At 31.0% G+C, this 22,344-nt stretch carries 19 protein-coding genes and 2 pseudogenes; 11 read left to right on the top strand and 10 right to left on the bottom strand.

The window, feature by feature from the left end:
* Nucleotides 1-21 precede the first annotated feature (21 nt).
* Nucleotides 22-1,995 (top strand): excinuclease ABC subunit UvrB, encoded by a 1,974-nt coding sequence (gene uvrB / locus BGS40_RS02720; protein ID WP_052794049.1) that lies wholly within the window; start codon nucleotides 22-24, stop codon nucleotides 1,993-1,995.
* On the opposite strand, the gene BGS40_RS02725 is transcribed toward uvrB, so the two are convergent.
* From BGS40_RS02725 to BGS40_RS02770, 10 genes and pseudogenes are all read right to left on the bottom strand, one after another.
* Nucleotides 1,990-3,921: a sensor histidine kinase gene (locus BGS40_RS02725; protein WP_087704470.1), complete on the bottom strand. Its 1,932-nt coding sequence runs from the start codon at nucleotides 3,919-3,921 to the stop codon at nucleotides 1,990-1,992. The genes uvrB and BGS40_RS02725 overlap by 6 nt on opposite strands.
* Nucleotides 3,922-3,923: 2 nt before the next feature.
* Nucleotides 3,924-4,532: a potassium-transporting ATPase subunit KdpC gene (gene kdpC / locus BGS40_RS02730; RefSeq protein WP_087704469.1), complete on the bottom strand. Its 609-nt coding sequence runs from the start codon at nucleotides 4,530-4,532 to the stop codon at nucleotides 3,924-3,926.
* Between the two features lies 1 nt (nucleotide 4,533).
* The gene (gene kdpB, locus BGS40_RS02735) at nucleotides 4,534-6,579 is read right to left on the bottom strand and encodes a potassium-transporting ATPase subunit KdpB (RefSeq protein WP_096738341.1); all 2,046 of its coding nucleotides are present in this window, start codon (nucleotides 6,577-6,579) and stop codon (nucleotides 4,534-4,536) included.
* 9 nt (nucleotides 6,580-6,588) lie between these two features.
* On the bottom strand, nucleotides 6,589-8,280 hold the full coding sequence (gene kdpA / locus BGS40_RS02740) for a potassium-transporting ATPase subunit KdpA (protein ID WP_096738342.1): 1,692 nt from the start codon (nucleotides 8,278-8,280) through the stop codon (nucleotides 6,589-6,591).
* Nucleotides 8,281-8,289: 9 nt separating this feature from the next.
* Nucleotides 8,290-8,478, bottom strand: a pseudogene (kdpF, locus tag BGS40_RS02745) (K(+)-transporting ATPase subunit F).
* 141 nt (nucleotides 8,479-8,619) lie between these two features.
* Nucleotides 8,620-10,044: an anaerobic C4-dicarboxylate transporter gene (locus BGS40_RS02750; protein ID WP_096738343.1), complete on the bottom strand. Its 1,425-nt coding sequence runs from the start codon at nucleotides 10,042-10,044 to the stop codon at nucleotides 8,620-8,622.
* A 163-nt stretch (nucleotides 10,045-10,207) separates the two neighbouring features.
* Nucleotides 10,208-11,458: an RNA polymerase factor sigma-54 gene (locus tag BGS40_RS02755; protein ID WP_052817340.1), complete on the bottom strand. Its 1,251-nt coding sequence runs from the start codon at nucleotides 11,456-11,458 to the stop codon at nucleotides 10,208-10,210.
* Nucleotides 11,458-12,186, bottom strand: coding sequence for an LPS export ABC transporter ATP-binding protein (lptB, locus tag BGS40_RS02760; protein ID WP_002855252.1), 729 nt, complete (start codon nucleotides 12,184-12,186; stop codon nucleotides 11,458-11,460). The genes BGS40_RS02755 and lptB overlap by 1 nt, the downstream gene beginning before the upstream one ends.
* Nucleotides 12,179-12,586, bottom strand: coding sequence for a tRNA (adenosine(37)-N6)-threonylcarbamoyltransferase complex ATPase subunit type 1 TsaE (gene tsaE, locus BGS40_RS02765; RefSeq protein ID WP_002871995.1), 408 nt, complete (start codon nucleotides 12,584-12,586; stop codon nucleotides 12,179-12,181). The genes lptB and tsaE overlap by 8 nt, the downstream gene beginning before the upstream one ends.
* Nucleotides 12,583-12,828, bottom strand: coding sequence for an RNA-binding S4 domain-containing protein (locus BGS40_RS02770; protein WP_002864726.1), 246 nt, complete (start codon nucleotides 12,826-12,828; stop codon nucleotides 12,583-12,585). Before BGS40_RS02770 ends, tsaE begins: the two co-directional genes overlap by 4 nt.
* Nucleotides 12,829-12,983: 155 nt before the next feature.
* Here BGS40_RS02770 and BGS40_RS02775 point away from each other — a divergent pair, with 155 nt between their 5' ends.
* From BGS40_RS02775 to BGS40_RS02830, 10 genes and pseudogenes are all read left to right on the top strand, one after another.
* Complete coding sequence (locus BGS40_RS02775; RefSeq protein ID WP_087692040.1) at nucleotides 12,984-14,204, top strand: argininosuccinate synthase; 1,221 nt, start codon at nucleotides 12,984-12,986, stop codon at nucleotides 14,202-14,204.
* Nucleotides 14,205-14,216: 12 nt separating this feature from the next.
* Complete coding sequence (gene rplI, locus BGS40_RS02780; RefSeq protein ID WP_052794057.1) at nucleotides 14,217-14,660, top strand: 50S ribosomal protein L9; 444 nt, start codon at nucleotides 14,217-14,219, stop codon at nucleotides 14,658-14,660.
* Entirely contained in the window at nucleotides 14,660-15,202 is a 543-nt protein-coding gene (hslV, locus tag BGS40_RS02785) for an ATP-dependent protease subunit HslV (RefSeq protein WP_044261193.1), read from the top strand. Before rplI ends, hslV begins: the two co-directional genes overlap by 1 nt.
* Nucleotides 15,199-16,518, top strand: a complete 1,320-nt coding sequence (gene hslU, locus BGS40_RS02790; protein WP_002868416.1) for an ATP-dependent protease ATPase subunit HslU — start codon at nucleotides 15,199-15,201, stop codon at nucleotides 16,516-16,518. Before hslV ends, hslU begins: the two co-directional genes overlap by 4 nt.
* Nucleotides 16,515-17,390: a GTPase Era gene (gene era, locus BGS40_RS02795; RefSeq protein ID WP_058000815.1), complete on the top strand. Its 876-nt coding sequence runs from the start codon at nucleotides 16,515-16,517 to the stop codon at nucleotides 17,388-17,390. Before hslU ends, era begins: the two co-directional genes overlap by 4 nt.
* Entirely contained in the window at nucleotides 17,377-18,483 is a 1,107-nt protein-coding gene (locus tag BGS40_RS02800; RefSeq protein ID WP_096738344.1) for a hypothetical protein, read from the top strand. The genes era and BGS40_RS02800 overlap by 14 nt, the downstream gene beginning before the upstream one ends.
* Entirely contained in the window at nucleotides 18,476-19,024 is a 549-nt protein-coding gene (locus BGS40_RS02805; RefSeq protein WP_052797769.1) for a hypothetical protein, read from the top strand. The genes BGS40_RS02800 and BGS40_RS02805 overlap by 8 nt, the downstream gene beginning before the upstream one ends.
* A 367-nt stretch (nucleotides 19,025-19,391) precedes the next feature.
* Nucleotides 19,392-19,568, top strand: coding sequence for a POT-type proton-dependent oligopeptide transporter (locus BGS40_RS10025; RefSeq protein ID WP_230095730.1), 177 nt, complete (start codon nucleotides 19,392-19,394; stop codon nucleotides 19,566-19,568).
* 260 nt (nucleotides 19,569-19,828) lie between these two features.
* A pseudogene (locus BGS40_RS10030) lies at nucleotides 19,829-20,544 on the top strand (oligopeptide:H+ symporter).
* Nucleotides 20,541-22,331: an aminopeptidase P family protein gene (locus BGS40_RS02830; protein WP_096738347.1), complete on the top strand. Its 1,791-nt coding sequence runs from the start codon at nucleotides 20,541-20,543 to the stop codon at nucleotides 22,329-22,331. Before BGS40_RS10030 ends, BGS40_RS02830 begins: the two are co-directional and overlap by 4 nt.
* Nucleotides 22,332-22,344 lie beyond the last annotated feature (13 nt).

A 22,344-nucleotide genomic window follows, 5' to 3' on the forward strand; every position in this document is an offset into this window, starting at 1 on the left:
AAATAAAAATAAAGTAGAAAAATGTTAGAACTTACCAGCGAATTTAAACCTAGTCCTGATCAACAAGAAGCCATAAAAGGTATAGTAAAAAGTATAAAAAAAGGCAACAAATATCAAACCTTACTAGGCGTTACAGGAAGTGGAAAAACCTTTACCATGGCAAATGTCATTAAAGAACTTAATATGCCCACTCTTATCATGAGTCACAACAAAAGCCTTTGTGCGCAACTTTATAGCGAATTTAAAGGCTTTTTTTCTAAAAATCATGTGGAATATTTTATATCTTATTATGATTATTATCAACCTGAAGCCTATATTCCACGCACTGATGTTTTCATAGAAAAAGACAGCTCCACTAATGAAGACTTAGAGCGTTTAAGACTGAGTGCTACTGCTTCTCTTTTAAGTTATGAAGATGTAGTTTGCATAGCTAGTGTTTCAGCAAATTATGGACTTGGTAATCCAAATGAATACATAGGCATGGTTTTAATCTTTGAACTAGGTATGCAAATTTCACAAAAAGAACTTTTAAAAAAACTTGTAGATATGGGTTATAAAAGAAATGATAATTTTTTTGATCGTGCAGATTTTAGAGTTCAAGGAGATATTATAGACATTTATCCAGCTTATTATGAAGATGAAGTAGTAAGACTTGAATTTTTTGGCGATGAGCTTGATGCTATGTATCATTACAATGTTTTAGAAAATAAAAAAGGCAAAGATTTAAAACGCTTCATACTCTATCCTACAAGCCAGTTTAGTGTAGGTGAAACAAGACTAAAACAAGCGATAAAAGACATAAAAGCAGAACTTAACGAACGCCTTGCTTATTTTGAACATGAAAATAAACTCGTAGAATATCAACGCCTTAAACAAAGGGTTGAATTTGATCTTGAAATGCTTACAAGCACAGGAATGTGTAAAGGCGTTGAAAATTATGCAAGACATTTAACAGGGCTTAAAGAAGGTGATACTCCTTATACGCTTTTTGATTATTTTGCGATTAAAAATAGGAAATTTCTTGTTATAGTCGATGAAAGCCATGTATCTTTACCACAATTTAGAGGTATGTTTGCAGGAGATAGAAGCAGAAAACAAACTTTGGTAGATTATGGTTTTCGTTTACCTTCAGCCTTGGATAATCGTCCTTTAATGTTTGATGAATTTATCCATAAAAATTGTCAATTTCTTTTTGTTTCAGCCACACCTGCACCTTTAGAACTTGAACTTAGCAAAGAAAACATCTTTCATCAAATCATGCGTCCTACAGGACTGCTTGATCCTTTAATAGAGTTAAAAGATAGTGATAATCAGGTTGAAATTTTATTTGATGAGGCTAAAAAAGTCATACAAAGAAACGAGCGAGTTTTAGTAACTGTACTGACTAAAAAACTTGCCGAAGAGCTTACAAGGTATTATTTAGAGCTTGGTATAAAAGTCAAATACATGCACTCAGATATCGATGCTATAGAACGCAATGAAATCATAAGAGGTTTAAGAAGCGGTGCTTTTGATATGCTAATTGGCATTAACTTACTTAGAGAAGGACTAGACCTACCTGAAGTTTCACTCATTGCCATTATGGATGCAGATAAGGAAGGCTTTTTAAGAAGTGCTACAAGTTTAATCCAAACCATGGGAAGAGCAGCTAGAAATGTCAATGGTAAGGTTTTGCTTTTTTGCAAAAAAATCACAAAATCCATGCAAGAAGCTATGGATACCACCAATGAACGCCGCAAACTTCAAATGGCTTATAATAAAAAACACAATATCACGCCAACTTCAGTTAAACGCCATATTGAAGAGAGCTTGAAAAATGAAGAGGATTTGGGCGAAATTTATCGCAAAGGTAAAAAACTAGAAAAAATGCCTGCTAGCGAAAGAGCAAAACTTGTCAAAGAGTTAAGAAAACAAATGCTTGAAGCAGCTAAAGCACTTGAGTTTGAAAAAGCTGCTGCAATTAGAGATGAGATTAATAAATTAAGGGATTTATAATAAAAATATATCCCTTGTTCTAACTCCTGCCTCATTAAGTAAAGCACTTAAAATTTCATACTGAAAGTCTTGCAAGGGACGTTTTTCTTTTAAAACTATACCTATAACCCCTTTAGTTTTTTCCCCATCTTCTATAGGTAAATACATAGCATTAGCATTAGGCAGGGTATTCGTACAAACACCTGCTCTTTCTTTATTTGTTGCAACCCATTGAGCAATAGCAATCTCATCGGCACTAAAACAATTTTTTAACATTTGCTTATCATCGTTAAAAAAAAGCAAAGGTTTCGATAAAATATTGTTTTTATTTATAGGATAAATAATAATAGGCAAATTTAATAATTTTAAAGCTTGATTTCCAAGTTGTTCCCAAAGCTCTTGTTTGCTTTTCACTCTTGCTAAATTTTCACTATTTTCAAGTAAAATAGCTGTTCTATAAGCTCTTTTAGTGAGTTCTTTAGATTGCAATTTTAATCTTCTAGTAAAAACAGCTGTTAAAAATCCAACTATAAACATAGTTGTAAAAGTAATAATATTTCCACTATCATGAACTTTAAGACTAAAAATAGGTTCTAAAAAGAAAAAATTATAAATCAAAACACTTACCAAAGAAGAATAAAAGGCGAAAATTTTATTGTCAGAAATAAAAGAAGAAGCAAAAACTGCTAAAATAAAAATCATAACTATATTACTTGGCTGAGTATTAAATTTATGAAATACAAAAGCTATAAAAGTTGCTAAAAGCAAAACTCCTGTGATTTTTAAAAAACCTAAAAAATCAAAACCTTTTTTACTTCGTATTTTAGGAGTAGAAATTTGATTTTCATTGACAAGATATAAATCAATATTGGGTGCTTTTTTAGCGACAGCTTCAAAAATCTCTTCTTTAAACTTTTTTTTATCTTTATTTTTGCCTAAAACAATTTTAGAGACATTGCTAAGGCTTGAATACTCTGCAATTTGTCTTGCTATATCATCATCATATACGCTAATGATTTCAGCATCAAAACTTTTAGCTAGTTCTATATTTTCTTCTAAGGCTTTTGCTTCTTTAATATTGGGATTTTTTATATAAAGCGCACTCAATTTAGCATGAAAAGCTAAAGCAAGTCTTGCAGCTGCACGAATAACCTTTGCATTTGAAGCATTAATACAAACTAAAATATGCTCTCCAGTATGATAAGCTAAATCATCATTAATAAGCCTTTGTTCACTTGCTCTTAAATTCACTCTTGAAGCAAGTCTTCTTAAGGCAATCTCACGCAAAGCTATAAGTCTTTCTTGGCGAAAGAAATTTTCAAGTGCTAGTTTAGCTTGTTTTTCCTTATAAATTTTACCATCTTGCATTCTTTTTAAAAGCTTATTAGGTTCAATATCAACAAGTTCAACCTGATCAGCCTCATCAAAAATACGATCAGGAATACGCTCTTTAACTTCTATCTTACTGATATTAGCGACTAAATCATTTAAGCTTTCTAAATGTTGTATATTTAAAGTAGTATAAACATCAATCCCTGCTTTTAGAAGTTCTTCTATATCTTGAAAACGCTTTTCATTACGCAAGCCTTTAGCATTAGTGTGTGCAAGCTCATCTACTAAAACCAAAGCAGGCTTTCTCTTAAGGGTAGCGTCTAAATCAAATTCTTTTAATACTATATTTTTATAAGGAATTTCAAGATTAGCTATACTTTCAAAACCTTGTGTTAAAGCCATTGTTTCAGGTCTATCGTGAGGCTCTATATAGCCTAAAACAACATCAACTCCATTATCCCTTAAAGTTCTAGCTTCACTTAACATAGCATAAGTTTTTCCAGAACCTGCAGCATAACCTAAGAAAATTTTTAATTTTGCAAGTTTGTTTTTTTCTTCTTCCTTAGCTTTAACCTCAAGTTTTTTAAGAATTTGTTCAGGACTTTGTCTTTGCATGTTTATTCTTTTTTCATGGCTTTAGCAATAGCTATATTAACAGCTAAAACATTAACCTTTTCTTCCCCAAAAATCCCTAAAAATTTAGACTCGGTATTTTCTTGAATGATTTTTTCTAGTTCTTCTTTGGTGATTTTTGAAGATTGACTTATCCTAGGAATTTGCACTAGGGCTGCTTGAAGACTGATATGAGGATCAAGACCTGATCCTGAAGCACTTAATAAATCCAAAGGAATTTGTTCTTTTGTAATTTGCGGATTTTCATCTAAAAATTTTTGCAAATCTTTTTGCACACGCTCTTTTAAAGCAGGATTTGACATAGCATAATTAAATCCACCTGAACTTACACTGCTTTCATTTGTATCGCTTGTATTGTAATTTGACACAGATGTTCTTGAATGTAGAAAATAAGGTTTATTAAAATCTTGACCCAAAAGCTTTGAACCTACCGCTTTGCTTACATCCAAAGTCGGACGACCTTCTTTATCTACTAAACTTCCACTTGATTGATAAGGAAAAATAAATTTTGCAACTGTATTTAAAGCAAAAGGATAAACAAGAGTACACAATATTAGCATTACCACAAAAAAACTAAGCAAAGTTCTAAACATATCACACTCCTAAAATTCTAAGTATCCAAGCTATAGGAATATCAATTATTTTTATCCCTATAAAAGGTGCGATCATACCACCCAAACCATAAATACTTAAATTTCTTAAAAGCAAATGCTCGCTTTTCATAGGCTTAAATTTAACTCCACGCATAGCAATAGGTATGAGCAAAGGTATAATAATAGCATTAAAAATAAGTGCTGATAAAATAGCGCTTTGCGGGGTAGCTAAATGCATAATATTTAAAATTTGCATTTGAGGTAAAACCACACTAAACATAGCAGGTAAAATAGCAAAATACTTAGCAATATCATTTGCCATACTAAAAGTTGTAAGACTGCCTCTAGTAATAAGCAAACCTTTTCCTATTTCAACTACTTCTAAAATTTTAGTAGGATTAGAATCAAGATCTATCATATTGGCTGCTTCTTTGGCTGCTTGAGTTCCTGAGTTCATAGCTATACCTACATCAGCTTGTGCAAGACCTGGAGCATCATTGGTTCCATCTCCTGTCATGGCTACTATCTTACCTTGGGCTTGTTCTTTTTTAATAGCTTCTATTTTATCTTCAGGCTTGCATTCTGCTATAAATCCATCAAGCCCTGCTTCTTTGGCTATAGTAGCTGCTGTTAAAGGATTATCTCCGGTACACATTAAAGTTTTTATGCCCATTTTTCTAAGCTCATCAAAGCGCTCTTTAAGTCCTGGTTTTACTGTATCCTTTAGATAAATCACTCCTAAAATTTTTTCATTTTTACACACTACCAAAGGAGTACCACCAAGATTTGAAATTTCCATTACCTTCGTTTCTAAATCGCTAGGAATTTTTCCATTCATTTCGCTTATATAAGCTCTTATAGCATCAAAAGCACCTTTGCGAATTTTTATATTATCTTGCAAATCCACACCACTCATTCTATTTTGAGCGCTAAATTCGATAAATTCTTTAATATCATTACCTTCTAATTCATAACCCATTTTTTGAGCCAATGCAACTATGCTTTTACCTTCTGGAGTTTCATCTTTTAAAGAGGATAAAACACAAGCTTTAATCATTTCTTCTTTACTTATACCTTGAACTTCATAAAATTCATTTGCCAAACGGTTTCCAAAAGTAATCGTTCCTGTTTTATCTAAAATCATAGTATCAACATCACCACAACTTTCAACAGCCTTGCCTGAAAGTGCGATCACATTAAAACGCGTTACCCTGTCCATACCTGCTATTCCTATAGCTGATAAAAGCCCCCCTATAGTTGTAGGAATAAGACATACAAGCAATGCTACTAACCATGAAATAGGCAAACTCACGCCTAAAAATTGCATAAAAGGATATAAACTTACAACCACCACCAAAAAACTCAAACTAAGTACAATTAAAAGAGTATTAAGAGCAATTTCATTTGGAGTTTTTTGACGCGCAGCACCTTCTACAAGATTGATCATTTTATCTAAAAAACTTTCCCCAGCTCCAACTAAAATTTTAATCTTTAAAAAATCAGTTAAAACCGTAGTCCCACCTGTAACAGAAGAAAAATCACCGCCCGCTTCACGCATAACAGGTGCACTTTCACCTGTAATAGCTGATTCATCAACACTTGCAGCACCTTCTATAATTTCTCCATCATTAGGTATAAGTTCACCTGCTTTAACTAAAACTATATCACCTATTTTTAACTCGCTAGAATTAAGCATTTCTTCACTGCCATCACTTTTTATGCGTCTAGCTTGAGAATCCTTTTTGCTTTGTCTTAAGGTAGCTGCTTGGGCTTTACCCCTTCCTTCTGCAATACTTTCTGCAAAATTTGCAAAAAGCAAGGTTACAAATAAAATAAAAGTGATTAAGATGTTATAAATTCTTTCATCAGAATTTCCATTAAACAAAGTAGGAAAAATACTTAAAATCAAAGTAAGAATCGATCCAACTTCCACCATAAACATAACAGGATTTTTTACCATAAAGCGTGGATCAAATTTTAAAAATGCTCCTTTTATGGCATTATTTAAAATTTCTTTTGTAATGAGTTTATTTTGTTTTTTAGACATTGACTCTCCTTAATGCCATAAAGATAAATATTCTGCAACGCTTGATAAAGTAAGCACTGGAAAAAAAGTAAGTGCAGCAAAAATATATATAATACAAACAAGCACAAACATAAAAGTTAAATTATCCGTTTTTAAAGAATTTGCAGTATTTTCTTGTGTATTTTTAGCCAAAAGCGATCCAGCTATAGCAAGCTGAGCTATTAAAACCAAATAACGCCCACAAAACATAGCAAAAGCTGTGCTTAAATTCCAAAATAAATTATCATCTTTTAAACCTTCAAGTCCTGAACCATTATTTGCTGCCGAAGAACTAAATTCATACAAAATTTGAGCCAAGCCATGAAAGCTAGGATTGCTTATACTATCTTTTGCAAAAACAACAGCTAATGCACTTAAAACAAGGATTAATAAAGGATGGATAAGAATTACCAAAGCTATAAGCTTCATTTGTGCGCTTTCTATTTTTTTACCCAAGAATTCTGGAGTTCTACCTATCATTAATGCACAAATAAACACGGTTAAAAGCACATAAATAATCATATTCATAAGCCCTACTCCTTCGCCACCAAAAGCCACATTTAGCATCATATTTAGCAAAGTAGCACTGATACTTAATGGATTTAAACTATCGTGCATATTATTGACACTTCCTGTAGTAAAAGCAGTAGTTACAGCACTAAATAAACTCGAACCATCTGTGCCAAATCTTATTTCTTTACCTTCCAAATTTCCCAAATTTGCATTTAAACCCAAAGAATCCAAATTTGGATTTGACATTTTTTCGCTAAAATAAACTAAAAGCAAAGAAATGATAAAAATAATCCCCATTGCACCAAAAATAACTCCCCCTTCTTTTCCCATAAGAGCAAAACCTTGTCTTTCTTTTCTATGATAAACCATCAATCCAAAAGCTACAACACAGGCACTAGGAATAAGCATCATGGATAAAATTTGCAAAAAATTTGTAAGTAAAGTAGGATTTTCAAAAGGCATGCTTGAATTAGCACCAAAAAAACCACCCCCATTTGTCCCTAAATGTTTTATAGACTCAAGAGCTGCAACAGGACCTGTGGCAATGCTTTGAAATTTATTTTCTAAAGTAAGCACGCTAAAATTTGCGTGATAATTTTGCACCACGCCTTCAGAGATAAAAATTACAGCCAAAATAAAACTTAAAGGCAACATCAAACGCGTAATAATACGCGTAAAATCTTCATAAAAATTTCCCATTTGCATACTACATAAAGCACGACAAAAAGCCATACAAGCAGAATATCCACTTGTGCTTGAAACAAACATAGCAAGTAAAATGCCTGTATTTTGCGAAAGCAAACTTAAAGCACTCTCTCCACTATAATGCTGAAGGTTTGTATTTGTAATAAAACTAATTACAGTGTTTAAATTCAAATCCCATTTCATAGAATCTATAGAATTAGGATTTAAAAAAAGTTTATCTTGTAAATAAAAAATCACGAAAGAAAAAATAGCCACTAAGGCATTAAAAGCAATTAAATGCAAAGAATATTTTTGCCAAGTCATATTTTTTCTATCAATTGCACAAATTTTATAAATTAAGTTATCAATTGGATTAAAAATAAAATCAAAAATAGTTTTTTTACAGCTTGCAATTTTATAAAGATAGTTTCCAAAAATTAAAGCTAATATAAAAGCTATAATCAGTGTTATTAAAATTTCTAGCATATTTTTCCTTTAAAATTTTTCAGGATATAATAGAGCATAAAATAAATAAAGAGCAAGTATTAAGCTTAAAACTAGTAAAAATATCATCCGCATGTCCTAAGTTTGAATTTCACAAAAATAGATAAAAAACCATAAACTACCAAAAGCTAAAAGTAGAAGCAAAGCAAAGATAACATCCATAGGATAGCCCTTTCTCATTGATTCAAAATAGGATTTATTCTATCCTTGTTAAGCTTATATTTTGATTAATACTAATTTTATGATTTATTTATAATTTTTATCTATATTAAATAAAAAGACAAATGAAGAATTTAGCAGGAAAAATCCTGCTAAAAATTGTTAAAGATAACCCGCTGCCATAGCGATAAAATATCCTGCTATACAAGAAGTGATTACACCTATAAGACCTGGTAAAATAAAACTATGATTGATAACAAATTTACCGATGTGAGTAGTACCTGATCTGTCAAATTGTATAGTAGCCAAATCGCTTGGATAAGTTGGTAAAATATAATATCCATAACAAGCAGCCGCAAAAGCAACAATCACACCAGGTTCAACACCAATTCCTAAAGCCAAAGGAACAAAAGCTGAAATAGCCGCTGCTTGAGAGTTTACAAATTTTGAAATTAAAAGAAGCATGACAGCATAAGTCCAAGGATGTTCTTTTACTATATCTCCAAGCGCTGCTTTCATCATAGGAGTGTGAACTGCAAACATAGTATCAGCCATCCAAGAAATTCCAAAAACCGCAACAAGTGCTATCATACCTGATTTAAAAATTTCATTAGAGCCGATTTTCTTTGCATCTGTTTTAGTAAAGATGATAATCAAAGAACCTGCTAAAAGCATAAACATCTGAATAACTGAAACCATGGATAAAACATCCATTTTAGGATTGCCTAAAGCATCTACTTGAGGAATGCCATTTTTTACAACTTGCCCCCAGTTTGGACGCAAGAAATCAAATACACCTAGTAAAGCCACTAAAGCAATAGCTCCTAAAAAAATCCACATTGCAACCCAATTTCTTTTTGGAAGTTTAACACCTAAAAGTGTTTTAGAATCCCCATAAACATATTTTTTAAATTCAGGATCTTTAAGTTTTTCTTGAAATACCTCATCTTTATCCAAATCTTTTCCTCTAAACCAAGAAAAAATTCCTATACACAATACGCCAAATAATGTACTAGGTATAGTAATTTGAAGAAGATTAATATAACCATCAAAACCTGCTAATTTATGATTAGCATTTAAAAGCAAAGCAGTCAAACTCACAACAGCCACAGATACAGGAGATGCAATAATACCCATTTGTGATGATATAGAAGCTGCTGCCATTGGACGCTCAGGACGAATACCGTTTTTAATCGCTATATCATAAATAATAGGCATAATAGTATAAACCACATGTCCTGTTCCACAAAGTATAGTCAAAAAGCAGGTTACAAAAGGCGCTAATATTGTTAAAAATTTGGGATTGCGTCTTAAAATTCTTTCTGCTATTTGAAGCATGACATCCAAACCACCACTTGCTTGCAAAGTTGCACTCGCAACCACTACCGCTAAAATTGTAAGCATAACATCTATGGCTGGTTTTCCAGGCTTTATATGAAAAGCAAATACAAGCATTAAAATACCTATACCACCAAGTAAGCCAAGCGCTATACCGCCTTTTTTTGCACCATAAAAAAGACAAATTAAAACGATAATGATTTGGATTGCAAATTGCCCTGCCTCACTAAGGCTTGTTAAAAAGTCCATTTTAACTCCTTTGAAAATTGATATTTAAAAACAGTTATTATTGTATCACATTTTTAAATTAAAGAATAATATTTATAAAAATAAAACAATATTTTTTTATATTATTTAAATTAAATTTAAATATAAAACAAAAGTGTAATGGGTTTGATAGATTGATAGAATTTCATCCTTCAAGTTCATAAAATTTTTTTCTATCTGTAGAACTTGCTATATTAAGATGTTTGCGATATTTTGTAATAGTTCTTCGTCCTATATCGACTTTAAATTCTTCTTTGATTAATTCTAAAATTTTACTATCGCTTAAAGGTTTATTGCGATCTTCATTCTTTACTAAATTTGCCACAAATTCTTTAACACCTACATTTGAAGTCTCTCCCTCTTCATCAAGAGCAAAAGCAAAAAAATCACGCAAGGGAATAAGTCCTCTTTCACAACTTAAATATTTATTTGCCACAGCTCTTGATATAGTCGAAGCATTGCGTTCTAAATCAAGTGCTAAATCCTTAAAAGTCATAGGTTTTATCTCTTTTCCCATGAAAAAATCATATTGATATTCTACTATCATAAGCCCTATTTTATAAAGAGTAGCTTTTCTCATCGCTAAAGCATCAACTAAATTTTTTGCTTCTTTGATGTAATGACTTAAAAAATCATGCTCTAAACCATCAGTTTGGATTGAAATTTCAGGATAATAATCATCATTGATTTTTACTTTAATTTCACCATTTTCTTTATAAACAAAAATATCAGGAACAATTATACGAGAATCTTCAAAATATTCCAAAAAAGGAGGAGTGCTAAAACGCTTAAGTACAGCTAATGCTTCTTTATATAAAGGCTCTTTGGTATAGTTTTGTATATTTTCAAAATCCATAATCAACATTCTGCAAAATTCATCAATATCTTCATCTAATTCCATATTTTCAAGAGCAAATAAAAATGCTTCTTTATAATCTTTAGCTCCCACTCCTACAGGATCTAAAAATTTAAATCTTGTTCTTACTCGCTCAATTTCTTCTAAGGAATACTCTTTTAAAAATTCTTCATCGTATTCAAAATATCCTTCCTCATTTAAGCATTCTATAATTTTTTTTGCGAGTTCTTGAGATTTGTTTGTAGGAAACAAAGGAGGAAGAATCTGTTCATTTAAAAGCTCATAAACACTTTTTTTGGCAACTCCTTTACTATCCACAAAAGCCGAATTTACATTATGTTTATAAAATGAATCAAAATAATTCTTACCCTTATCATGAATTTGTATCGAATCTTGAACATTTAAGAAAGGATTATCCTCAGCAAATTTATCTAAATTTTCTTTTAAATCCTCTATATTTGCTTGTAAAATAGGCAACCAAGAGCGTAAAGTTTGAGAAATTTTAGTCTTGGGCGCTTGGGTGATTTTTTGCTTTAACATCAATCAAGGAGTTTAAACTCCGCTCCTAAATAATACTTTTTCACGTCTTTATTGGTTGCAATTTCATCAGCATTCCCACTAGCAAGTAAAGAACCTGATCTTATAACATAAGCTCTATCACAAATAGCCAAAGTCTCACGCACATTATGATCGGTAATTAAAACCCCAATTCCTAATCTTTTAAGCTCTTTAATTAAAGTTTGAATTTCAGCTACTGCTATAGGATCAACACCTGCAAAAGGCTCATCAAGAAGCAAAAACTTAGGTTCACACATCAAACTTCGAGCGATCTCACAACGCCTTCTTTCGCCTCCACTTAAACTTAAACCTTTCCTTAAACGAATAGGTTCTATACTTAAAAGTTCAAGCATTTGCTCAACTTTATCATGTAAAATTTTTTTATCTTTATAAAAAATCTGAGCCGCTAAAAGCAGGTTATCTTCTACACTTAAATCCTTAAAAATACTACTTTCTTGAGGTAAATAACCTATCCCTGATCGAGCTCTTTTATTTAAAGGATCTTTTGTCACATCTAAACCATCTAAAAGAACTTTTCCACTACTTGGAGAAATAAGTCCACATATCATATAAAAAGTTGTTGTTTTTCCTGCACCATTTGGCCCTAAAAGTCCTACAACTTCTCCGCTATTAACCTCCAAAGAAATTCCATGTATAATCTTAGTTTTTTTAATAATTTTTTCCAAATTTACAATTTCTAATTTACTCATAAATTTCATACTTTCTTTTGTCATCTTTAATGCTAATTTTAATCTGGATAGTAGAAATTCCAAATTTCATTAAAGTTTTTTTCAAATTTTCACCGCCCCATTCAACCAAATGCAAACCTTTTTCAAAAAAATTTTCAAATAAACCATTCGCTAAAAGTCCTTCTAAACCTTCTTGATAAATATCATAATGATAAATGCAAATATCATGATTTTCATATTTTTGCATAGTGGAAAAAGTTGGAGAATCTACCCTTGCATCAAGACCAAGAAATTTAACCCAAGCTTGCACCAAGCTTGTTTTTCCGCTAGCCAAATCTCCTTGAAGCAAAACAACACCTTCTTTAGGCATTATTTGAAGCATCGTTTTGATCTCATTTTTTGCTAAAATAAATTCTTTCATAATTTTACCACATATTCATTTTGTGCGTTTTTAGGAATGCTTTTCGTACTAGGTAGAGCTAGCACTTTATATTTTTGAGTGTATTCAGTAAAATGTAAAGTAATAATATCACCTACCTTAACCTCTTTACTCGCCTTAACAATAACGCCATTAATCCCCACTACACCACTTTTACACATATCTTCAGAAATAGCTCTTCTTTTCGTGATATTAACTACATTTAAAAATTTATCTACTCTCATAAAAGCAATTTTAGCAAAAAAAATCAATTTTTGGAACAAAATTTGCTTACGCCTTTGCTTTATTTTTTTAAGAAAATAGCAAGTAAAAACTTTTCTTTAATGAAATTTGGATACAATTTTATAATTTTCAAATCTATTTTAACAAAGGATATCTTATGAAAAATGAAGTAAAAAAAGTAGTTTTAGCGTATTCTGGAGGGCTTGATACGAGTATTATTTTAAAATGGCTTCAAGATGAATATAATTGTGAAGTTGTAACTTTTACAGCAGATATTGGTCAAGGCGAAGAACTTGAACCTGCGAGAAAAAAAGCCCTTTCTTTAGGCATAAAAGAAGAAAATATTTTCATTAAAGATTTAAGAGATGAATTTGTTAAAGATTATGTATTTCCTATGTTTAGAGCCAATGCGATTTATGAAGGAGAGTATCTTTTAGGAACAAGCATAGCAAGACCACTCATAGCAAAAAGTCAAGCACAAATCGCCCTACAAACAGGTGCTGATGCGGTAAGCCATGGTGCCACAGGTAAAGGAAACGATCAAGTGCGTTTTGAACTTGGCTATCTTGCTTTTAGTCCCGATTTAAAAATCATCGCTCCATGGCGTGAGTGGGATTTAAACAGCCGTGAAAAACTCCTTGCTTATGCACAAAAACACGGCATTGATATTTCCAAGAAAAAAGGAAAATCTCCTTATTCTATGGACGCAAATTTACTTCATATTTCTTACGAAGGACTTGTCTTAGAAGATCCTGCACACGCACCTGAAGAAGATATGTGGAGATGGAGTAAAAGCCCAAAAGATGCTCCAAATGAAAGTGAAATTATAGAACTTGATTTCCAAAAAGGAGATTTAGTAGCGATAAATGGAGAAAAACTAAGTCCTGCAGGACTTTTAACCAAACTTAACGAACTAGGCTGCAAACACGGTATAGGACGCCTTGATATAGTAGAAAATCGCTATGTAGGTATGAAAAGCCGTGGTTGTTACGAAACTCCAGGCGGTACCATACTTTTAAAAGCACACAGGGCGCTTGAAAGCATCACGCTTGATAGAGAAGCAGCACACTTAAAAGATGAACTCATGCCAAAATACGCAAGTTTAATTTACAATGGCTATTGGTTCTCGCCTGAAAGAATGATGCTTCAAGCCTTAATCGATGAGTCACAAATTCACGCCAATGGTAGAGTAAAACTCGAGCTTTATAAAGGCAATGTGATGGTTATAGGACGCGAAAGTTCGAACGATAGCTTGTTTAACGCAGCTTATTGTACTTTTGAAGAAGATGAAGTGTATAATCAAAAAGATGCAGCAGGCTTTATCAAGCTTAATGCTTTGCGTTTTATCATCGCAGGAAAAAATGGAAGAAAATTTTAATAAAGGAATAAAATGAAAGTATTATTAATCAAAGATGTAAAAGCACTTGGAAAAGCAGGAGAAATAAAAGAAGTAAAAGACGGTTACGGACAAAATTTCTTAATCGCTAAAGGCTTTGCTAAAGCAGCTACTAATGAAGTTTTAAGAAAATACGAAAGCGATAAGAAAAAAGAGGCTGAAAATTTACGCTTTGAAATCGCAAATTTAGAAAAACTCAAAAAAGAACTTAGCAAAATCACTCTTGAAATTTCAAAACCTGTAGGTGCAAATGGAAGTTTATTTGGTGGTGTAACTAAAGATGAAATCGCTCACGCACTAAAAGAACAAAGCCATATAGAAATCGATAAAAAAAGTTTAGAATGCGACACCTTAAAAAGCTTAGGAATCCACGAAGTAAGCGTAAAACTTGGACACGCAATCCATGCTAAATTTAACATAAACATAAAGGCAGAATAATGTTTCACGCAACAACAATTTTAGCTTACAAAGGTAAAAATAAATCCGTAATTGGCGGAGATGGACAAGTAAGCTTTGGAAATACAGTGCTAAAAGGCAATGCTGTAAAGATTAGAAAACTCAACAATGGCAAAGTTTTGGCAGGTTTTGCAGGATCAACGGCTGATGCTTTTAATCTTTTTGATATGTTTGAAAATCTCCTTCAAAGTTCTAAAGGCGATCTTTTAAAAGCAGCAATTGACTTTTCTAAAGAATGGAGAAAAGACAAATACCTAAGAAAACTTGAAGCCATGATGCTTGTACTTGATAGAAATCACATTTTTCTACTTTCTGGTACAGGCGATGTGGTCGAACCTGAAGATGGACAAATCGCAGCTATAGGAAGTGGTGGAAACTATGCACTTTCAGCTGCCAGAGCCTTAGCAAAACATACCAATTTAGATGAAGAAGAACTTGTAAAATCAAGTCTTCAAATTGCAGGTGAAATTTGCATTTATACTAATACCAATATCAAAACTTATGTAATCGAGGATGAGAAATGAATCTAACTCCAAAAGAAATTGTTAAATTTTTAGATGATTATGTTATAGGACAAAAAAAAGCTAAAAAAATCATAGCTATAGCTTTAAGAAATCGCTACCGCAGAATGCAACTTAGCTCTGAGTTACAAGATGATATCGTGCCTAAAAATATCTTGATGATAGGTTCTACAGGTGTTGGAAAAACAGAAATCGCTAGGCGTTTAGCTAAAATGATGGGCTTTCCTTTTATCAAAATCGAAGCGAGTAAATATACTGAAGTAGGTTTTGTAGGTCGTGATGTAGAAAGCATGGTAAGAGATCTTGCCAATGCAGCTTTAAATTTAGTAAAAAACGAACAAAGAGAAAAAAACAAAGATAAAATCGATGAATTTATAGAAAATAAAATTTTAGAAAAACTTTTGCCACCTCTACCAAAGGGTATCAGCGATGAAAAACAAGAAGAATATAAAAACAGTCTTGAAAAAATGAGAACTAAACTAAGAAATGGCGATCTTGATGAAAGCGCCATAGAGATAGAAATTTCACAAAATATGTTTGATACCAATCCTAACCTACCTCCTGAAATGGGTGCAATGCAAGATATAGTTAAGGTTATAGGCGTTGGCAGTAAAAAAGTCAAAAAAGAAATGAAAATCAAAGACGCTAAAAATGCTTTAAAAAACGAAGCAGGAGAAAAAATCCTAGATCAAGAAAGCATCAAAAGCGAAGCCTTAAAAAGAGCGGAAAATGAAGGGATTATTTTTATTGATGAAATCGATAAAATCGCTGTTTCAAGCGGAAATTCAAACCGCCAAGATCCAAGCAAAGAAGGGGTGCAAAGAGACTTACTTCCTATAGTCGAGGGATCAAATGTACAAACAAAAATAGGTACTTTAAAAACCGATCATATTCTTTTTATCGCCGCAGGAGCTTTTCATCTTAGCAAACCAAGCGATCTTATCCCTGAATTGCAAGGACGCTTTCCTTTAAGAGTGGAATTAGATAGTCTTGATGATAAAGCTCTTTATGAAATTTTAACACGCCCTAAAAATTCACTTTTAAAACAATACTCTCAGCTTTTAAAAACTGAAAATTTAGAACTTGATTTTAATGATGAAGCAATTAAAGAAATAGCAAAAATAGCTTCAAGAGCCAATGAAGAAATGCAAGATATAGGTGCTAGACGCTTACATACTGTGATAGAAAAATTACTTGAAGATTTAAGCTTTGAAGCTGATGAGTATGCGGGTAAAAAATTCGTAGTGGATAAAAAAATGGTAGAAGAAAAACTCGGAGATATCATAGAAAATAAAGATCTTGCAAGGTATATTTTGTGAAAAGTGGCTTTGTTAGCATCATAGGGCGTACTAATGCAGGAAAAAGTACTTTAATCAATTCCTTATTAGAAGAAAAAATCGCCCTAGTTTCTCACAAACAAAATGCCACAAGGCGTAAAATCAAAGCCATAGTGATGCATGAAAAAAATCAAATCATTTTTATCGATACCCCAGGACTTCACGAAAGCGGTGCTACGCTTAATCAACTGCTTGTCCAAAGTGCTATTAAATCCATGGGGGATTGTGATATGATTTTATTTGTAGCAAGTGTTTTTGATAGCACAAAAGACTATGAAAATTTTCTTAGTCTAAACCCACAAGTACCACATATCATCGCTTTAAATAAAGTAGATTTAACCGACAATGCTACACTTTTAAAAAAACTTAGCGAATATGCAAAATTTAGCGAATATTTTAAGGCTATCATTCCTTATTCCTCCAAGAAAAAAAGCTATAAAAAAGGTTTATTAGACGAGATAGTAAAATACCTTGATGAACATGAGTATTTTTATGATCCTGAATTTTTAAGCGCGAGTAGCGAAAAAGAAATTTATAGAGATTTCATACTTGAAAGTATTTATGAAAATTTAAGCGATGAGCTTCCTTATAATAGCGAAGTGCTTATCAATCGCACCAAAGATACACCTAATCTTTTAATCCTAGAAGCCAATATCATCACAGATACAAACTCTCACAAGGGTATGCTTATAGGAAAAGAAGGGGTAACTTTAAAAAGAATAGGCAAAGATGCACGCTTTAAAATTTCAAAACTTGCACAAAAAAAGGTACTTTTAAAGCTTTTCGTAACAGTGAAAAAAAACTGGCAAAAAGATGAAGAATTTTTAAAAAAACTTTTAAATGATGAAAATTAATTCATTAAATAAAATAAATTTTATAAAATCTACAGATTTGCTTTATACTCAAAGAACAGGAATATTCAAAGAAGACAAACTTTTTAACAATTTAACCACAGATTTTAAGCTAAGCAAACCCTTTGACTATCAAATAGCTTTTTTTAAACATAATGAAATTTATCATTGTTTTTTAGCACCTGTTTACAAATTAAAAAAAAGTCGTTTTTGCTTTCCCGAGCCTTTAATTTTTCAAGCTTTATTTGATGAAAGATTTATTGAGGAAAGTAATTATTGTGTTTTAAATTTATATGATCAAACTTTATATTTATATTTTTACCAAGAGGGAAAATTTATCAATCTTAAAAAAATCGAAAATTTCAACCCAAGCAATATGGATTTATTTTTTAAACAAAATCGATTTATAGAACTTTTAAAACACTATGAAAGCAAATTGCTACTTTATCAGGATTTGGATACAATCAAACATTACTTCTCATCTCAAATAAAATGTTTAAATCTAAATGATATTCTTGATAAAAATAGTTTATTGAAATTAAGTTCATATAGTATAAAAAATCTAGATCAAAATTGTAATTTTATCAAGCATAATAAAATAAAAATATCTATTTCTTTTAAAATTATATTAATATTTATTTTTAGCTTTGGTCTTAGCATGATGACTTTATTATTTAAAGATTTTATAGAGTACAAACAAAATAAGGAAATTCAAAATAAAAATTTTATCATACAAGAAGAAATTTCTAAACTAAAACAAGATAAGCAAAAATTATTAACAAACATACAAGATTTAAACTTTACTCTTTCTAATAAAATATCATCTACACAACAACAATTTCATATTTTATCCACTATAACAAAAGAAATCAATTTAGACAAAAATAAGGCAATCATTCTAAATCAAATCATATCATGGCTTAACTCCAATGAACTCAAAATCACAAATCTTGAATTTGAACAAACAAAAATCATTCTTTCTTTTATCGATGAAAACCACTTTAAAAGAGCATTAAAAAATCTAAATTCTGCTTTTAAAATTCTTGATAAAAATGAAGAAACATTTAATATCATATTAGAAGTCATACATGAATAAAATAGAAGTATTTTTGCAAAATTTAAATCCTAGGGAAAAATTTCTTTTTATTTCTTTTATCTGCCTTTGTGCTTTGTTTTTAGCTTTTAAAATTCACGATCACTTTTTGGAAGATATTTTTCAAAAAACATTAGTAGAACATAATTACCTTACGTTAAATGAAGCAAAAATAGAAAATTCACATCTTAAAGAAATAGAGACAAAGCTAACAAAACAGATAAAAACAGAGGAAGAAAAATTAAAATACTATAAAGAAAAATTGCATTTATTTTTTTATGATAAAGATTTTTTCAATAAAAAAATCAATAATTTATCCAAAAATTTAACCATTAATGAAATAAAATTTTCCCAAGAAAACAAAAATTTTATCCACTATAATTATGTTTTTCTAAGTTTAAATGGCAACTTTAAAGACTTACTCAATTTTATACAAAATTTAGAAAATCTTCCTATAGCTTTAAAAATTGATAAAATAAAACTATACAACACACAGGGTTTAAAATTAAAGCTTGATTTAATGTTCAAATTTGTTAATTTATAATAATATTAAAATATTATAATTTAATTATTTTTTTATTACTATTAGTTAAAATATTTTAAGCATAAAAAAAGAAAGGTATTGGGAAGTGACTAAACAAAAAATACAAAAACTCGATACAAATTTCCTAGGTCATCGCAAGCCCTTATTCTCTTTATCAATGGTAGAACTTTGAGAAAGATTTGCTTTTATGGTATTTTTGCAGGAGCTTGTATTTAACAGCACGCTTCCTGGAGGCTGGATTACTGATAATTATTCAGGGCAAAAAAGGCTTTATTTCCAGGTTCTTTTATTATAGCTTTAGGACATATTAGCATAGCCTTATCTATTTTAAGCACATCTATATTTTCTAGGGCTTGCTTTTATCGTTATTGGTACTGGATTTTTTAAAACTAGCGCTTCTGTAACAGTTGGAATGTTATATAAACAAAATAATACAAGATGCAATACTGGCTATACGATTTTTTATATAGGAATTAACACTGGAACATTTATTACTCCTCTTTATATGTGGTTTTGTTCAAGCAAAATGGAATTTATCATTTAGGATTTGGCTAGGAGATTTAGGCATGCTAATCTCTTTGCTTATTTTATATTTTAAAGTTGCCCTTGAGCTTGAAGAATTTCATAAAAATTGCACCTTAAAGCAAAACTGGGAACAACCATTTAAAAAAGTAAAAATTTAACTCTTATACTAAGTATAAGCTTGTTAAGTATTATTGGATTTTTTCTAATGTTTATTAATCTTGTAAATATCAATCCCATATAATACTATCAAAAAAACTTCTAATTGTAATTTTACTATGTTTGGTAATTTATTTCATATATCTTTTTGTTTTTAAAGCCTTAAATAAAAGAGAGAAACAACAATTAATAATTTTAATTGTTTTATTCTTTGCAGCCACTTTTTTTGGAGTACTTTTAAACAACAACCCTACCGCTTATAATCTTTTTGCGCAAGATTTTACAAATAGAAATATTTTTGATTGGAAAATTCCAACAAACTGGTTTCAATCTTTTAATCCAATTTTTATCATCATACTTGCTCCTATAGCAAGTTATATTTGGATATTTTTAGAGAAAAAAATATATATTTTTCTTCCATTAGAAAATTTATTTTAGGAATATTATTTGCCGGTATTGGTTTTATGATGATAACCTTTGCTTTACAAAATCTAATAAATAACAATGGTTTACCAATATCCATGGCTTGGATTATCATAAGTATATTCTTTTTAACACTTGGGGAACTATGCGTGTCTCCTATTGGACTCTCTATAATGACTAAGGTCGCCCCTGATTTAATCAAAAATCAAGTCATGGGACTTTGGTTTGTGGCAAGTGCATTAGGCAATGCTTTAGCTGGATTCATAGGTGGTAAAGCAAGTGAAGAAAATATAGCTTATTTGCCAAATTTATTTTACCAATGTATGTGGATATTACTTGGTGCTGTTATAATTTTACTTATACTCAAAAAACCTATCAATAAAATACTAAAAAATAATATTAAGGAGAAAATATGAGTATTTACAAACAAAGAGTATTAAAACTTAGAAGATTAATGAAAGAAAATAATATTGACGCCTATCTCATCTTAAGCGCGGATCCGCATTTGAGCGAATATTTACCAGAATATTACAAAAACAGAGTCTTTATCAGTGGCTTTAAGGGTTCTGTTGGAACAGTTCTTATCACACAAGAAAAGGGCTTTTTGTGGGTAGATGGAAGATATTGGCTTCAAGCACAAAAGGAATTAGAAGGTAGTGGCATACTTTTACAAAAGCAAGATGCTAAAAATACTTTTACCAAATGGTTGGAAAAAAATTTAAGCGAAGATCAAATTTTAGGCATCGATTTTGCACTTTTACCTTTATCTTTGCAAAAAGATTTACAGATTAATTGCAAGGCAAATTTAAAACATATAGATTTGATAAGTCCACTTTGGAAAGATCGTCCTACTTTACCACAAGAAAAAATTTATGAACACGAACTAGAATACTGCTCTTACTCAAGAAAAGAAAAATTAGCATTAGTGCGTCAAAAAATGAAAAATTTAAATGCTACTTCTCATTTAATCTCCAGCCTTGATGATATAGCTTGGCTTACAAATTTAAGGGGGAATGATGTAAATTACAATCCTGTATTTTTAAGTCATTTACTAATCTTGGAAGACAAAGTTTTGCTTTTTGTTGATCAGAAAAAAGTAAATTCAGAACTTGAAAAAAAATTAAATTTAGATGGGTTTTGGCTTAAAAATTATGATGAAATCATCATGGAGCTTGAAAAACTTGCAAATACAAATTTGCTTATTGAACCTTCAAAAATGACCGCTTTACTCATGAATTCTTTAGACAAAAGCGTAAAAATCATTCAAGAAATTAATCCAAGCACTCATTTAAAAGCAGCTAAAAATACAAAAGAAATAGCGCATATACAAGATGCTATGATAGAAGATGGAGTGGCTTTATGTAAATTTTTTGCTTGGCTTGAAGAAGCGATAGAAAATAAAGAATTAATAAGCGAATTGGACATAGATACTAAAGCGAGCGAATTTAGAGCACAAAGCAAGTACTACATAAGTGATAGTTTTGCCACTATAGCAGGCTTTAACGAAAACGCAGCATATCCACATTATAAAGCCACAAAAGAGAGTTTTGCTTATCTTAAAAAAGATGGGCTTTTACTTATTGATTCTGGTGGACAATATAAAAATGGCACAACAGATATTACACGCGTTGTACCAATAGGAAAGGCTAATGCAGAACAAATTCATGACTATACCTTGGTTTTAAAAGCACATATTGCCATTTCCAGTGCAATTTTTCCAAAAGATATAGCTATGCCCTTACTTGATGCAATCACACGCGCACCTTTATGGAAAGAACAAATTGACTATATGCACGGCACAGGACATGGCGTGGGATATTTTTTAAATGTCCATGAAGGTCCACAAGTTTTATCTTATCTATCCCCTGTGCTTGAAAAAACAAAAGCCAAAGAAGGTATGCTAACTTCCATAGAGCCAGGTATTTACAAAGTAGGTAAATGGGGTATAAGACTTGAAAATTTAGTTATTCATACCAAAGTAGAAAATCCTAAAAATAAAGATTTTGGAGAATTTTTATACTTTAAACCTGTTACTCTTTGTCCTTTTGAAATATCTTGTATTGATACAAAAATGTTAGATGAAAAAGAAAAAGAGTGGTTAAACAATTACCACAAAGAAGTATTTGAAAAACTTTCTCCTAAGCTAGGTGATTTTCCAAAAGCTCTAGTTTGGCTTGAAAAAAGAACAAAAGCCATCTTTTAAGATATTTTTGTTA

This window comes from Campylobacter sp. 107 (genome assembly GCF_002383835.1).
Lineage (GTDB): Bacteria > Campylobacterota > Campylobacteria > Campylobacterales > Campylobacteraceae > Campylobacter_D > Campylobacter_D jejuni.